The 15,229-nt window shown below is 48.1% G+C and carries 14 protein-coding genes; 12 read left to right on the top strand and 2 right to left on the bottom strand.

All coding sequences use genetic code 11. The annotated features are described in order from the left end of the window. Nucleotides 1–109: 109 nt before the first annotated feature. Nucleotides 110–2,209 carry a glutamine synthetase III family protein gene (locus QVO97_RS10335; RefSeq protein WP_022360245.1) on the bottom strand — a complete coding sequence of 700 codons (2,100 nt, stop codon included), beginning with the start codon at nt 2,207–2,209 and terminating at the stop codon, nt 110–112. A gap of 932 nt (nt 2,210–3,141) precedes the next feature. Here QVO97_RS10335 and aspS point away from each other — a divergent pair. The 4 genes from aspS (at nt 3,142) to gatB (ending at nt 7,797) form a co-directional block, all read left to right on the top strand. After that, the gene (aspS, locus tag QVO97_RS10330; protein ID WP_022360244.1) at nt 3,142–4,473 is read left to right on the top strand and encodes an aspartate--tRNA(Asn) ligase; all 1,332 of its coding nucleotides are present in this window, start codon (nt 3,142–3,144) and stop codon (nt 4,471–4,473) included. A 75-nt stretch (nt 4,474–4,548) separates the two neighbouring features. Next, nucleotides 4,549–4,842: an Asp-tRNA(Asn)/Glu-tRNA(Gln) amidotransferase subunit GatC gene (gatC, locus tag QVO97_RS10325; protein ID WP_022360243.1), complete on the top strand. Its 294-nt coding sequence runs from the start codon at nt 4,549–4,551 to the stop codon at nt 4,840–4,842. A 41-nt stretch (nt 4,843–4,883) separates the two neighbouring features. After that, the gene (gatA, locus tag QVO97_RS10320; protein ID WP_022360242.1) at nt 4,884–6,359 is read left to right on the top strand and encodes an Asp-tRNA(Asn)/Glu-tRNA(Gln) amidotransferase subunit GatA; all 1,476 of its coding nucleotides are present in this window, start codon (nt 4,884–4,886) and stop codon (nt 6,357–6,359) included. Nucleotide 6,360: 1 nt separating this feature from the next. Beyond that, nucleotides 6,361–7,797, top strand: coding sequence for an Asp-tRNA(Asn)/Glu-tRNA(Gln) amidotransferase subunit GatB (gene gatB / locus QVO97_RS10315; RefSeq protein WP_022360241.1), 1,437 nt, complete (start codon nt 6,361–6,363; stop codon nt 7,795–7,797). Between the two features lie 169 nt (nt 7,798–7,966). On the opposite strand, the gene QVO97_RS10310 is transcribed toward gatB, so the two are convergent. Continuing rightward, nucleotides 7,967–9,049: a M24 family metallopeptidase gene (locus tag QVO97_RS10310; RefSeq protein WP_353844166.1), complete on the bottom strand. Its 1,083-nt coding sequence runs from the start codon at nt 9,047–9,049 to the stop codon at nt 7,967–7,969. Nucleotides 9,050–9,263: 214 nt separating this feature from the next. Between QVO97_RS10310 and QVO97_RS10305 the strand changes: the two genes are divergently transcribed. The 8 genes from QVO97_RS10305 to rplS all read left to right on the top strand — a co-directional run bounded on the left by QVO97_RS10305 (nt 9,264) and on the right by rplS (nt 15,157). Continuing rightward, a complete protein-coding gene (locus QVO97_RS10305; RefSeq protein ID WP_022360239.1) occupies nt 9,264–10,628 on the top strand; it encodes an MATE family efflux transporter in 1,365 nt (454 codons plus the stop codon). A gap of 160 nt (nt 10,629–10,788) precedes the next feature. Then, nucleotides 10,789–11,130, top strand: coding sequence for a YlxM family DNA-binding protein (ylxM, locus tag QVO97_RS10300; RefSeq protein WP_022360238.1), 342 nt, complete (start codon nt 10,789–10,791; stop codon nt 11,128–11,130). 15 nt (nt 11,131–11,145) lie between these two features. Beyond that, the gene (ffh, locus tag QVO97_RS10295; RefSeq protein WP_022360237.1) at nt 11,146–12,513 is read left to right on the top strand and encodes a signal recognition particle protein; all 1,368 of its coding nucleotides are present in this window, start codon (nt 11,146–11,148) and stop codon (nt 12,511–12,513) included. 81 nt (nt 12,514–12,594) lie between these two features. Then, entirely contained in the window at nt 12,595–12,834 is a 240-nt protein-coding gene (rpsP, locus tag QVO97_RS10290; RefSeq protein WP_022360236.1) for a 30S ribosomal protein S16, read from the top strand. A gap of 32 nt (nt 12,835–12,866) precedes the next feature. Then, nucleotides 12,867–13,094 (top strand): KH domain-containing protein, encoded by a 228-nt coding sequence (locus tag QVO97_RS10285; RefSeq protein ID WP_022360235.1) that lies wholly within the window; start codon nt 12,867–12,869, stop codon nt 13,092–13,094. 224 nt (nt 13,095–13,318) lie between these two features. Then, nucleotides 13,319–13,831 (top strand): ribosome maturation factor RimM, encoded by a 513-nt coding sequence (rimM, locus tag QVO97_RS10280; RefSeq protein ID WP_022360234.1) that lies wholly within the window; start codon nt 13,319–13,321, stop codon nt 13,829–13,831. 65 nt (nt 13,832–13,896) lie between these two features. Beyond that, complete coding sequence (gene trmD / locus QVO97_RS10275) at nt 13,897–14,655, top strand: tRNA (guanosine(37)-N1)-methyltransferase TrmD (protein WP_022360233.1); 759 nt, start codon at nt 13,897–13,899, stop codon at nt 14,653–14,655. Nucleotides 14,656–14,809: 154 nt separating this feature from the next. Next, a complete protein-coding gene (rplS, locus tag QVO97_RS10270; RefSeq protein ID WP_022360232.1) occupies nt 14,810–15,157 on the top strand; it encodes a 50S ribosomal protein L19 in 348 nt (115 codons plus the stop codon). Nucleotides 15,158–15,229: the final 72 nt, after the last annotated feature.

Here is a 15,229-nt window from a genome sequence, read left to right as displayed (position 1 = left end):
AATTGACTGCAAAATATCAGTATAAAAGACAATATACCAATATTTTGCAGCCAAATCATAACACATTTTTCTCGATTTTTCAATCAAGTCATAATATTGACATGTCAGATTATACGGAGAACAGCAGTTCATCGTAAGTCGGATACGGCAGGAAAGAATCTGGAATCAGGGCTTCTGCGGTATCAACGCTGCTTCTCAAGTCATCCATCTTGGCAAGAATCGTATAGTGGAAATATGCAACCTTCTCGATATTATCTTCCATGGATTCTGCCGCTTTTTCAGCCTCTGCCAGTGCTTCGGTTTTCTCGGAAATCTCGGTGTAGAGACTGGACAGCTTCTCAAGCAGTTTGCTCTCGGCGCTGATCGGTGCGTCCGGCAGGATTGCCTTTGTCTTTGCGGCGGTTTCAGCCAGCTCCTTGCAGTAGGAGAGGACGGACGGCAGGAAGGTCTTCTTCATCATCGAAAGCATCGTCTTTGCCTCGATGTTGATGGTCTTGATGTAGTTCTCTTCCTTGATTTCGTAGCGGGAGAAGAGTTCCTCCTTGGTGTAGATGCCGTGTTTCAGGAACAGTTCTACGTTTTTCTCAGCAATCAGGCGCGGGAATGCCTCTGCGCAGCTCGGCAGGTCGAAGAGTCCGCGTTTGTGAGCTTCCTCTACCCATTCGCTGGTGTAACCGTTGCCGTTGAATACGATGCGGCGGTGATCACGCAGCACTTCCTTTAAGAGCAGATGGATTTCTGCCTCCAGAGCCTTGCCGGAAAGACCTTCCAGACGGTCTGCAAATTCGCCTAAAACTTCAGCTACGGCTGTATTGATGACAATGTTCGGTTCCGATACAGAGAGAGCGGAACCTGGCATACGGAACTCGAATTTATTGCCGGTAAAGGCAAACGGAGAAGTACGGTTGCGATCGGTTGTATCTTTGATAAAGTGCGGCAGAACCTTTGCGCCCGGCTTCATGGTCTGGACTTCTTTTGCCTCAGACTCCAGATCTTTTTCCACAATATCGAGAACTGCTTCCAGATCATCGCCGATAAACATAGACACGATAGCTGGCGGTGCCTCGTTGCCGCCCAGACGGTGGTCATTTCCGGCAGTTGCAACTGATACGCGGAGCAGATCGCCGTAGACATCGACTGCCTTGATCGTTGCGAACAGGAAGAGAAGGAACTGTAAGTTCTTTGCCGGCTCGCGGTCCGGATCAAGAAGGTTTTCGCCGGTGTTGGTCGATAAAGACCAGTTGTTGTGTTTACCGCTTCCGTTGATGCCCTCAAATGGTTTCTCATGGAGCAGGCACACAAGGCCATGTTTCTCTGCCACACGTTTCATGATTTCCATAGTGAGCTGGTTGTTGTCAACTGCCACATTGGTAGTCGTGTAGATGGTGGCAAGTTCATGCTGCGCCGGAGCTACCTCGTTGTGTTTGGTTTTTGCCGGAATACCGAGCTTCCAGAGCTCTTCATCCAGTTCTTTCATGAAAGCGGAAACTCTCGGACGGAGAGCGCCGAAATAGTGGTCATCCATTTCCTGACCCTTCGGAGCTGGTGCGCCAAACAGAGTTCTTCCGCAGAACTTCAAATCGCTTCTCTTATTAAACAGTTCTTTATCAACCAGGAAATACTCCTGTTCCGGACCAACGGTGGAGACAACGCGGGTCACATCTTCATTTCCGAAGAGCTTCAGGACACGCAGCGCCTCGCGGTTGATGGTTTCCATCGAACGCAGAAGAGGGGTTTTGGTATCAAGTGCCTCGCCGCTGTAGGAACAGAATGCGGTCGGGATGCAGAGTGTATCGTCTTTAATAAATGCCGGGGAGGTTGGATCCCAGGCTGTATAACCTCTTGCCTCAAAGGTGGCACGAAGTCCGCCGGATGGGAAACTGGATGCATCCGGTTCGCCCTTTACCAGCTCTTTGCCGGAGAAATCCATGATAACTTCGCCATCGCCAACCGGATTGATGAAACTGTCGTGTTTCTCAGCGGTAATGCCGGTCATCGGCTGGAACCAGTGTGTGAAGTGAGTTGCACCATTTTCAACGGCCCATTCCTTCATTGCAACTGCGACTGCATTTGCAATATCGAGATCCAGATGGCTGCCATTTTCAATCGTTTTGCGGAGTGCCTTATAAACATCTCGCGGCAATTTGCTTTTCATGACTTTGTTGTTGAATACAAGACTTCCATACAGTTCAGGGATGTTTTTTTTCATAACTCATGTCTCCTTTCAGGTTTTATGTCTGCGATTTTGTGATGATTAAATCTACGTAAGATGAATGTGCTCTGACACATTTTACATAAAGAAAAGGGCACCTCGATTATCTCGAAGCGCCCTTGCTTTTATGTGTAGTAGTATACACGAAAAATTCTGAATGTCAATACAATTTGCGTACGAATTTTGAAAAAATGTTTCAAGGGAGAATATTGTACAAGATTTCTTCTATTTAAGTCGAACGTCCGTGAGACTTGGCGCGTGATTCTGGTCAGCGAAGCTGACATATTCCATACAGAATTACTGCGTGAAAAAAAATTAAAAAACCTCTTTACAAACTCAGAAAAATAGTTTATAGTTTGAACATAAAAAATTGAATCCAACGGGGTGGGCAAGGATGCCATGATAATCATGGTATTCGTGCCCACTTTTTTAAAAGGCAAAGATGGAGACTCTGTTTCGAAGAATCCGACAGAAAGACGCGGTCACCGGCTGAGAGCCGTGTCAGGAGGGAGCGGGACAATAGGGAACACTCCGGAGCCGGATGACTGAGAGCGACACTGGACACCCCGCCAGCCGCCGCAGGTAGGTCATCACGTGACTGCGCGTTAAGCAGCGAAAGAGTAAAAAGAAAAACAATCGTTTCTTTTTAAATGCGGGTGGTACCGCGGGAATATCCCGTCCCGGAATGATGTGAGTGAACGTCATTCCGGGATGCGGGAGCGTGGGGCTTCTGCTTTTTTATGTAATAGGAAATTCCTTGGAATCCCCTATTACACAAAAAGGCACTAACGTGCCAATGATGCGCACTCGCGCGAAGATGTAGTTTGTCGCAAGCGACCGCGCTCGGCGCGAGAATGTGCCAAGGCACATTCTTTTTCATTATTCCCGTCCCGGACATATCAAAAAGCAGAGAAAGAGAGGAAACAGCGATGGAATTTATGACAGGTAAAAAGGAAAAAGAAGTGCTGGATCTGGCAGCCGTGTTTGCAGACGGTATGGAAGGACGGGAAGTAAAGGTAAACGGCGCGATCATGAGTGTCCGCAACATGGGCGATATCGCATTTGTGATTCTCCGGAAACGTGACGGCGTGCTGCAGACTGTCTATGAAAAAGGTGTGACTGACGCGGATTTTGCTGAATTAAGAGAAGAAACATTCGTAGAAGTTTCCGGTGTCCTCCGAAAAGAAGAGCGGGCACCGAGAGGCATGGAACTTCGTTTAAAGAGTGTTCGGATCCTCTCGAAACCGGAAGAACCGATGCCGATTGCCGTATCAAAATGGAAAATGAGCGCATCCCTGGAAGCCAAACTGGATATGCGTTCTCTGACACTCCGCAACCTGCGGGAGCGCGCACGTTTCAGAATCCAGGAAGGAATCGCACGGGCATTCCGGGAGTACCTGCATGGAGAAGGATTTACGGAAATTCATTCCCCGAAGATCGGAGCAAAAGGAGCCGAGGGCGGAGCAAACGTCTTTAAACTCGATTATTTTCACCGTCCGGCGGTGTTAGCGCAGAGTCCACAGTTTTACAAACAGATGATGGTCGGTGTGTTTGACCGTGTGATGGAGGTTGGTCCGGTGTTCCGTGCGGAGAAGCATAACACGAAACGCCATTTAAACGAATATACTGGACTGGATTTTGAGATGGGATATATCGATGATTTTACCGATATCATGGCGATGGAAACCGGATTTCTTCAGCATATGGTGGAAATTTTAAAGAAGGAATATTCCACGGAGCTGGAAATCCTTAAAGTCAAACTTCCGGAAGTAGAGAAGATTCCGGCAGTGACCTTTACCGAGGCGAAACGCCTTGCCTCCGAAAAATATGGAACCCAGATCAAAAACCCATACGATCTGGAGCCGGAGGAAGAACACCTGATTGGACGCTACTTTAAAGAAGAGTACGGCGCCGATTTCGTGTTTGTCACCCATTATCCATCCAAGAAGCGTCCATTCTACGCGATGGATGACCCGACAGACCCGAAAGTAACACTCAGCTTTGACCTTTTATTCCGTGGACTGGAAGTCACAACCGGCGGACAGCGTATCCACAGCTACACCGAGTTGATGGAGAAGATTGAAAAACGCGGTATGGATACCGAGGGAATGGAACAGTATTTAAGCACCTTCAAACACGGTATGCCGCCTCACGGCGGACTCGGTATCGGTCTGGAACGTATGACGATGCAGCTGCTTGAAGAGGAGAATGTCCGTGAGGTTTCGCTCTTCCCGAGAGATATGAGCCGTCTGGTACCGTAACGTGACAGGACGCAATTTCCTATGAAACAAAGAGCTTGTCCATAACACACATTATAATAGGAAGGAACAGAACTTATGGCAGTGAAAATAGACGATGAAATGATTGATTATGTTGGTATTTTAGCAAAGCTTTCCCTTTCCCCGGAGGAAAAGGAGGCAGCGAAAAGCGACATGAGCCGGATGCTTGAGTATATCGATATGCTGAATCAGCTTGATACTTCGGAGATAGAACCGATGTCGCATGTCTTTGACATTCGCAATGTGTTCCGCGAAGATGTTGTGGAAAATGGAGATGAATCAGATGCGATGCTTTCGAATGCACCGGAGCAGAAAGAAAAACAGTACAAGGTGCCGAGGACAGTGGAGTAAAAAGAATTAGAGATACAAGCAGCAATATGGAGGAAATCAGGATGGGAATTTCAGAATTAACAGCGCTGGAGCTGGGAAAAGAAATTAAAGAAAAACAAATCTCCGTCCGGGAGGCGGTACAGGCATCTCTGGAACGGATTCATAAATATGAAGATACAGTTCATGCTTATGTAACGCTGACCGAGGAGGCAGCACTGGCACAGGCGGATGAGATCCAGAAACAGATTGACGATGGCATCCTGACCGGACCGCTGGCGGGCGTTCCGATGGCGATCAAGGATAATATTTGTACAGAGGGAATTGAGACAACGTGCAGTTCCAAAATTTTAAGGGGATTTGTACCTCCGTACTCAGCGGAGGCAGCGCTGAACCTCAAAAAAGCCGGTGCGATTCTGCTTGGCAAGACAAATATGGATGAATTTGCGATGGGAAGTACGACCGAGACATCCTGGTTTGGACCGACGAAAAACCCGTGGAATACAGAGCATGTACCGGGCGGATCTTCCGGTGGCTCGTGTGCGGCTGTCGCAGCGGGAGAGACCTTTTTTGCTCTTGGTTCAGATACGGGCGGTTCCATCCGCCAGCCAAGTTCCTTCTGCGGCGTGACCGGCATCAAGCCGACCTATGGAACGGTTTCCCGGTATGGTCTGATCGCCTATGGTTCCTCGCTGGATCAGATTGGACCGATTGCGAAAGATACCGCAGACTGCGCGGCAATTCTGGAGACGATCGCTTCCTATGATAAAAAGGACAGCACCTCTGTCAAGCGGGAGGCGTACAATTTTACCGCTGCCCTGACCGGAGAGGTAAAAGGGATGAAGATTGGAATCCCGTCCGATTATCTGGGCGAAGGACTCGATGAAGATGTAAAAAAAGCCGTTCTGGCGGCAGCTGATGCGTTAAAAGAACGCGGGGCAGAAGTGGAGTTTTTTGATTTAGGCATGGTTGAGTATGCGATTCCAGCATATTACGTCATTGCATCGGCGGAGGCAAGCTCCAACCTGTCCCGGTTTGACGGTGTGAAGTACGGTTACCGCACACCGGAATATGAAGATTTACATGAAATGTATAAAAAGAGCCGTTCCGAGGGCTTTGGACCAGAGGTAAAACGCCGTATCATGCTCGGTTCGTTCGTTTTGAGTTCCGGCTACTACGATGCATATTATCTGAAAGCACTCCGCACAAAAGCATTGATTAAACAGGCATTTGACAAGGCGTTTGAGAAATACGATGTCATTCTGGGACCGGCAGCGCCGTCCACGGCACCGCTGCTGGGTGACAGCCTTTCCGATCCGATGAAGATGTATCTGGGCGATATTTATACTGTTTCGGTCAACCTGGCAGGTCTTCCGGGCATTTCAGTTCCGTGCGGGCTGGATTCGAAGGGACTTCCGATCGGGCTTCAGATGATCGCAGACTGCTTCCAGGAAAAAAAGCTGTTTGGCGCGGCATCTGCATACGAAAAGGCGAGAGGTGCATGGAAGCTTCCGGTTATGACAGACAAGGAGGGCAGATAAGATGAAGAAAGAATATGAGACAGTCATCGGCTTGGAGGTACACGTAGAGCTGGCGACGAAAACCAAGATTTTCTGTGGCTGCTCCACCGAATTTGGAGCAAAACCAAATACTCATACCTGCCCGGTTTGTACCGGTATGCCGGGTTCTCTGCCGGTTTTAAATAAGAAGGTCGTTGAATACGCGATGTCTGTCGGTCTGGCGGCAAACTGTGGTATCAACCAGTTCTGTAAATTTGACCGGAAAAACTATTTTTACCCGGACAACCCGCAGAACTACCAGATTTCCCAGCTGTATCTCCCGATCTGCCACGACGGTTATATACCGATCGATACGCCTGCCGGTGAAAAGAAAATTCGTATTCATGAAATTCACATGGAGGAAGATGCCGGAAAGCTGATCCACGACGAGTGGGAAGACTGCTCGCTGGTTGATTATAACCGAAGCGGCGTGCCGTTGATCGAGATCGTTTCTGAGCCGGATATGCGGAGTGCTGATGAGGTTATTGCCTACCTCGAACGCCTGCGCCTGCTGGTACAGTATCTGGGCGCATCCGATTGTAAGTTACAGGAAGGTTCGATGCGTGCCGATGTCAACTTATCGGTCCGTGAGGTGGGAAGTGAGACATTTGGTACGAGAACCGAGATGAAGAACTTGAACTCTTTCAAGGCGATTGCCCGTGCGATCGACGGCGAGCGCGCCCGCCAGATTGAGCTGCTGGAAGAGGGCAGGAAGGTCATCCAGGAGACGAGACGCTGGGATGACAACAAGGAATACTCCTATGCGATGCGTTCTAAAGAGGATGCGAAAGATTACCGTTATTTCCCGGATCCGGATCTTCCGCCGGTCTGCATCAGCGATGAATGGCTGGAATCCGTCCGCGCCGCCCTGCCGGAATTGCAGCCGGAAAAAATGGCACGTTACCAGAGTGAATATGGTCTGTCTGAATATGACAGCCGCATTCTGACTGAGTCTAAGAAGATGGCGGATATGTTTGAAAAGACCACTACCATCTGCCAGAAACCGAAGAAAGCGGCAAACTGGCTGATCGGCGAGGCAAGCCGCCTGCTCAAGGAAAAAGGACAGGACGCTGAAAGCCTGTGGTTCTCCCCGATGCATCTGGCACAGCTCATCGGTCTGGTCGATGCCGGAACGATCAATAACAACACGGCAAAAGAAGTATTTACAGCTATTTTCGAGCAAGATGTCGATCCGTCCGCTTATGTCGATGCACACGGACTTGGCATGGTCAATGACGACAGTGCCCTGGAACAGGCAGTTTCCGATGTGCTCGCTGCAAACCCGAAGACGGTGGAAGAGTACAAGAGTGGAAAGACAAAGGTACTTGGATTTCTGGTTGGTCAGGTGATGAAAGCGATGAAGGGCAAGGCAAATCCGGGTAAAGTGAATGAAATGATGACGGAGAAGCTGAACGCGTAAAACGCCTTTTTATAAATGAAAATTATAATTAGTTTTTAAAGAAAACTAAAAAGAAACTGTCTACAGAGGCTGGCTTTCTGGATGATTCGTGATTTGTAATCGGAATTACCAGAAATACCATCTGTAACAGTTTCTTTTTTATAATCGTGTTATAAATTATGCGATGTGATTACTCTACAATATCCAGCTCCTTGCTGAAGGAGTTTAGAATTTCGCATCCATCCTCAGTAATCAGCACCAGATCCTCGATTCTCACGCCAACTTCGCCTTCTACATAAATACCTGGTTCGATGGAGAAGATATTGCCAACTTCAGCGACCTTGGTGTTCGCAGAAGAAACATCGCCGTACTCATGTACTTCCAGACCGATGAAATGTCCCAGTCGATGGGTAAAGTTCGGACCATATCCGGCATCCTCGATGATCTGGCGGGCAGCTTTATCGACTTCGCAGAGCGGAACTCCCGGTTTCAGAATTGCTTCTGCGGCAGCATTTGCGCGGCGGACGGTCTCATAAATAGCGCGGTGCTTCTCAGACGGTACTTTTTTATAGAAGAAAGTACGTGTCATATCGGCACAATAGCCATCCTTCCTGCATCCAACATCAAACAGGACGGTGTCGCCCTCTTTCAGAACAGTATTGTCCGGACCGTGGTGTCCAAGCGCGCAGTTTGCACCGAAGCCAACCAGTGGTTCAAAGGAATATCCGTCTGCACCGAGACTCTTATAAATATCTAACATCTTGGAAGCGATCTCTTCCTCAGTTACGCCCTCATGGATCAGACCTCGGAACTGTGCCATCGCCTTATCATTGATTGCGGAAACCGCACGCATTTTTTCACGTTCTTCGTCATCCTTGCATGCACGGACCTCATCGACGCAGATGGAGCTGACCTTGTAGGAGGAAGCACCCGAATGATCGATGACCGGAATCAGGAAACGGGCAGCAAATGTTTTATCAATACCGAGCGGTTTGCCTGCCTCAACACAGTCGCACAGAGGAGTCAGATAATCGTCTGTATCCGAGAAGCGGAATTTCTCTACGCCCAGATCTTCCGGAACGGTAAAGAGGTTATTGATAAAGATCTTATTCTTGCCGGACTGGTTAATGTAAAGTGCCAGCAGACGTTCACCCGGATCAATAAAACGACCCGTCAGATAATAGATCGCATATGGATCAGAAATAATCATCTGATCGAGTCCCTCTGTTTCCATTTTCTTCAAAACTTTCTCAAGTCGCTGTGTGTTCATCATGATGTCCTCCTTATAAGTAAAGTGGCTGTAACTGGAAGATGCCAGACAGTTCACGCCGTAAATTATCTACCCTTATTATAAAACGCGCCGGGAAAAAGTCAACGATTAAAAGAACGCTTGAAAAGCGCATGGAAAGGGGGTAGAATAGTATCAACTGACCAGCCTTCGAAAAATGAAAGGACTTTTATTTTTAAGATACGAAAGGATGAAAAACATGGCGAAATCCTATGAAATGGATATGTGCAATGGTCCGATTCTCGGAAAGGTACTTACATACTCCATTCCGCTGATGCTTTCCGGTGTGCTTCAGCTTCTTTTCAATGCGGCAGATGTGATCGTGGTGGGGCGTTTTGCAGGCAGCCAGTCTCTGGCTGCAGTCGGCTCGACCAGTTCCCTTATTAATCTTCTCATTAACGTCTTTATCGGTCTGTCGATCGGTGCAAACGTTCTGGTGGCACGCTATTATGGCGCGAAGAATGACCGCGACATGAGCGAGACAATCCATACGGCGATCACGGTCAGCCTGATGAGTGGGCTGTTTCTAGTCTTTTTGGGTTTGTTTACCTCACGTTTCTGGCTGGAACTGATGGGGACGCCGGACGATGTCATCGATAAATCGACGATCTACATGCGGATTTATTTTGCCGGTATGCCGGCAACGATGGTGTATAACTTCGGAAGTGCGATCCTGCGCGCGATCGGTGATACGAAACGTCCGCTGTATTTCCTGACCGTGGCAGGTGTTATCAATGCAGCACTGAACATATTCTTTGTTACCCAGCTCCAGATGGACGTAGCGGGTGTCGCGCTGGCAACCGTGATTTCCCAGTGTATTTCCGCATTTCTGGTTATCCGCTGCCTGATGCATTCAGAGGGCGCGATGAAGCTGTCGCTTTCCAGGCTGGGAGTCAACCGGAGAAAACTTCTTCTTATTATAAAGGTAGGTCTTCCGGCTGGTATCCAGGGTGCGATTTTTGCGATCTCCAACGTACTGATTCAGTCGTCCGTCAATTCCTTCGGTTCGATCGCGATGGCAGGCAACACGGCGTCGCAGAATATCGAGGGATTTGTGTATACCTCGATGAATGCGCTGTATCAGACCAATTTAAGCTTTACAAGCCAGAATATCGGAGCGGAGAAATATACGCGGATCAAAAAGATTCTTGCCACCTGCCAGGGCGTTGTTGTGACAGTAGGACTGGTGCTTGGATTTGCAGCATACCTCGGCGGTCCGTGGCTGCTGCAGGTATATTCAGAAGATGCCGACGTTATTTCCTATGGACTGCTCCGGATGTCGATCATCTGTACGACGTATTTCCTGTGCGGCATGATGGATACGATGGTCGGAAGCATCCGTGGACTTGGGTATTCGATCCTGCCGACGATTGTCTCTCTGACCGGCGCCTGCGGACTGCGGGTGATTTGGATCTTTACCATATTTGCAGCGCAGCGGTCGCTGGCGATCCTGTATCTGTCGTACCCGATCTCTTGGGCGGTCACAGCGACGGCACATATGATCTGCTTCTGGCGGGCGGCGAAGAAGCTGCCGAAGGAAGACGGTCATCCGGTGCGGGGATAGAATTTGAAACGATGCAATGCGATCATTAATCTGTTTATTTTTGAAAGAAAACACAAACAGAGCAGCACAAAAAATAATTCGTTTGATAATCTGATTCGTGTAAAGAAAAAATACTTGACACCAATTAGATTATCGTGTATGATAACACAGGTGATGAGGAATGGAAAAAATTGTTGAACAGGGTCTTTTGTATGATTTCTACGGAGAACTCCTGACAAAGCATCAGCAAAGTGTATATGAGGATGTGGTATTTAACGATCTATCCCTCAGTGAGATTGCAGATGAACAGGGCATTACCCGTCAGGGTGTGCATGATCTGATCCGGCGCTGTGACCGTACACTTCTTGGTTATGAGGAAAAGCTTGGGCTGATTGCCAAGTTCCAGAAAACCAAGGAAAAAGTAACGGAGATTCATCGGTTGACGGAAGAATTCAGCCGGACTCAGAATCAGGCGCTGATTGAGGCAATCGGGCGAATCTCAAACGAGATATTGGATTTATAATGCGGGAGGTTTTTGATGGCATTTGAAAGCTTGGCAGACAAACTGCAGAATGTGTTTAAAAACCTGACAGGCAAGGGACGACTCAGCGAGAGCGACGTAAAAGCCGGGCTCAAAGAAGTCAAGATGGCCCTTCTGGAAGCGGATGTAAGCTTCAAGGTAGTAAAACAGTTTATCAGTTCTGTACAGGAACGGGCGATTGGAACAGACGTTTTAAATGGCCTGAATCCAGGACAGATGGTAATAAAGATTGTCAACGACGAGCTGGTCAAGCTGATGGGCTCCGAGATGACAGAGATTGCGTTAAAACCGGGCAATGAGATTACCGTCATCATGATGGCAGGTCTCCAGGGTGCTGGTAAGACGACCACGACGGCAAAGATTGCTGGAAAGCTCAAGGCAAAGGGAAGAAACCCATTGCTGGCAGCATGTGATGTCTACCGACCGGCGGCAATCGAACAGCTGCAGAAAAATGGTGAAAAACAGGGTGTTCCCGTATTTGCGATGGGAACGAACCACAAACCGGTCAATATCGCAAAGGCGGCGGTTGAGCACGCAGCGAAAAATGGCAACAATGTGGTTATCATCGATACAGCCGGTCGTCTCCACATCGATGAAGCGATGATGGATGAGCTGGTTGAGATCAAAGAGAATGTGGACGTCTATCAGACACTTCTCGTTGTAGATGCCATGACTGGTCAGGATGCAGTCAATGTAGCGAGCATGTTTAATGACAAAATCGGCATTGACGGTGTAGTTCTGACAAAGATGGATGGCGATACGCGAGGCGGTGCGGCTCTTTCTATCAAGGCGGTAACCGGAAAACCGATTCTCTATGTCGGTATGGGTGAGAAGCTTTCCGATTTGGAACAGTTTTACCCGGACCGTATGGCTTCCCGAATCTTAGGCATGGGCGATGTCCTTTCCATCATCGACAAAGCATCTGCTGTGATCGACGAGGAGAAGGCAAAAGAACTCGGTCGCAAGATTAAGAAGGCAGAATTTGATTACAACGACTTCCTCGATCAGATGAACCAGATCAAGAAAATGGGCGGTATGGCGAGCATCATGAGCATGATGCCGGGTATGGGACAGCTTAAAGGTCTGGATTTAGATGAAAATGAGAAGACGATGGGACGCGTGGAGGCGATCATCCTTTCGATGACAGCCGAAGAGCGGCGCAACCCGGATCTGATGAATCCGTCCCGCAAGAAACGAATCGCACAGGGCGCAGGCGTGGACATCGCAGAAGTCAACCGCCTGGTAAAACAGTTCGGAGATATGAAAAAGCTGATGAAACAGCTTCCGGGCATGGCAGGTGGCGGAAAACGCAAGGGTCTTGGCGGACTCGGCGGTATGCTTGGCAAGATGAGGCTGCCGTTTTAAACAAGTGTTAGTAGATGCAGTGTGCATTAGCTATATTTTATAATTTAAGGAAATAAGGAAAATTTCAGGAGGTAATTTAAAATGGTAAAGATGAGATTAAGAAGAATGGGTCAGAAGAAAGCTCCTTTCTATAGAATTATTGTTGCAGATTCCAGATCCCCGAGAGATGGCAGATTCATCGAGGAGATCGGTATCTACGATCCGAACACAGAGCCGAGCACTCTGAAATTCGACGAGGAAGCTGCTAAGAAATGGTTAGCAACAGGCGCTCAGCCGACAGAGACTGTTGGTAAACTCTTAAAGATCGCTGGTATCCAGTAAATCAAGCATACTGACCTGTGAGGTGCAAAGGTATGAAAGAATTAGTAGAAGTTATCGCGAAAGCACTGGTTGAGAACCCGGACGAGGTAGTGGTTACAGAATCGGTCAAAGACGATGAGACTGTAATCGAGCTTTCCGTTGCACCGGCCGATATGGGTAAGGTAATTGGAAAACAGGGTCGTATCGCGAAAGCGATTCGCTCGGTTGTCAAGGCGGCTTCATCCAAGGAAGACAAGAAAGTTATTGTAGAGATTCAGTAATACAGACGAAGCTGAAAAGCCGGCTGCCTGAAAGGGTGTCCGGCTTTTTCTGCTTTTTTATGTAATAGGAAATTCCTTGGAATTCCCTATTACACAAAAAGGCACTAACGTGCCAATGATGCGCACTCGCGCGAAGCAGAAACATGTCGCAAGCGACCGCGCTCGGCGCGAGAATGTGCCAAGGCACATTCTTTTTCATGTATTTTATACAGGAGGATTACAGAATGGTTGATTATCTGAGAGTTGGTGTGATTACGTCCCCGCATGGTCTGCGCGGAGATGTGAAAGTATTCCCTACCACCGATGATGTGAATCGCTTTAAAAAATTAAAAAAAGCGTATATCGACACTGGAAAAGAAAAAATGCCGGTGACCGTGGAACAGGCGCGTTTTTTCAAAAATATGGTCATTCTTAAATTTAAAGAGATGAACCGGATTGAGGACTGCGAGCCGTTCCGTAATAAGGATATTCTGATCACCCGCGATCAGGCGGTGAAACTGAATCCGGATGAGAATTTCATTGCCGATTTGATTGGTCTGAAAGTGCTGACGGACGAGGGCGAGGAGTTCGGTACGGTGAAAGATATCCTTCAGACAGCAGCTAACGACGTATATCTGATCGAAGGACCTGAGGGCAAAGAATACCTCTTCCCGTCCATCAAGGAATGCATTCTGAATGTCGATCTGGAGGCTGGCACCGTAACGGTTCATATCATGGACGGTCTGCTGGATCTGTAAATGGAATGAAAATCCTAAAATGAAAGTACCGTTGTGAAAGTGCTGTATAAATATAGGAGAAACGGATGAATTTTCATATTCTGACCCTGTTCCCGGAGATGGTAATGGGGGGACTGAACACAAGCATTACGGGGCGTGCGATTGACAAAGGGCTGATCTCGGTTGAGGCGGTCAATATCCGCGATTACTCGAAGGACAAACACCATCATGTAGACGATGCGCCCTATGGCGGCGGCGCCGGTATGGTGATGCAGCCGGAACCAATTTACGATGCATATGAAGACCTGGCGGCGCGCACCGGAAAACGTCCGCGCGTGATCTATCTGACTCCGCAGGGGCAGGTTTTCAACCAGAAAATCGCGGAAGAACTGGCGAAAGAAGAGGATCTGGTGTTCCTCTGCGGGCATTATGAGGGGATCGATGAGCGCGCGTTAGAGCTGGTTGTGACCGACTATCTCTCGATCGGCGATTATGTCCTGACGGGCGGTGAGCTTCCGGCGATGGTTATGATCGACTGCATTTCCCGTCTGGTGCCTGGTGTGTTAAATAATGACGTATCTGCGGAATTTGAGTCATTTCACGACAATCTGCTGGAATATCCACAGTACACCCGCCCGGTTGTATTTATGGATAAGGCGGTTCCGGACGTACTTCTGACCGGGCATCACAAAAATATCGAGACCTGGCGCCGTCAGAAATCGATCGAACGGACGCTGGAACGCCGCCCGGATCTTTTAAAAGATGCGGTTCTGGATAAGAAAGAGAAGAAATATCTGGAAGAGCTGATTCGTCAGAAAGAGGAAAAAGAAACAAAAAAACTCTAAAAAAGAGAGCAGAAAGTCCTTGCAAATCAAGGATTTCTATGATAAAATCATATTCTGTGAAATAAAGAGATGTTCCGCTGTTACAGGAAGCACGTTTTTACGGGATAAAAGATCGTATTAAGAACATCAAAGATTTTAAAGGAGGTTCACAAAGATGAACGAGATTATTAAGAACATTGAAGCAGCTCAGTTAAAGGAAACCGTTCCGAGTTTCAACGTAGGCGATACAGTACGTGTATCTGCTAAGATCAAAGAGGGAAACCGCGAGAGAATTCAGGTTTTCGAGGGAACTGTTATTAAGAGACAGAACGGCGGCGTTCGCGAGACTTTCACTGTTAGAAAGAGCTCCAACGGTGTTGGTGTAGAGAAGACCTGGCCGTTACATTCTCCGTCTGTAGAGAACGTTGAAGTAGTAAGAAGAGGTAAAGTAAGAAGAGCAAAACTGAACTACCTGAGATCCAGAATCGGCAAGGCAGCGAAGGTAAAAGAGTTAGTAAAATAATTTCTGAAGCGGATGGGGCTGCTGTACAGGTCAGCCCGCTGTGCATCCGGATATGCGGTTATGTGTGTCCGG

This window comes from Clostridium sp. CAG:43 (assembly GCF_000434655.1).
Taxonomy (GTDB): Bacteria; Bacillota; Clostridia; order Lachnospirales; family Lachnospiraceae; genus Otoolea; species Otoolea fessa.
This window is presented reverse-complemented; position numbering and strand designations above follow the sequence as displayed.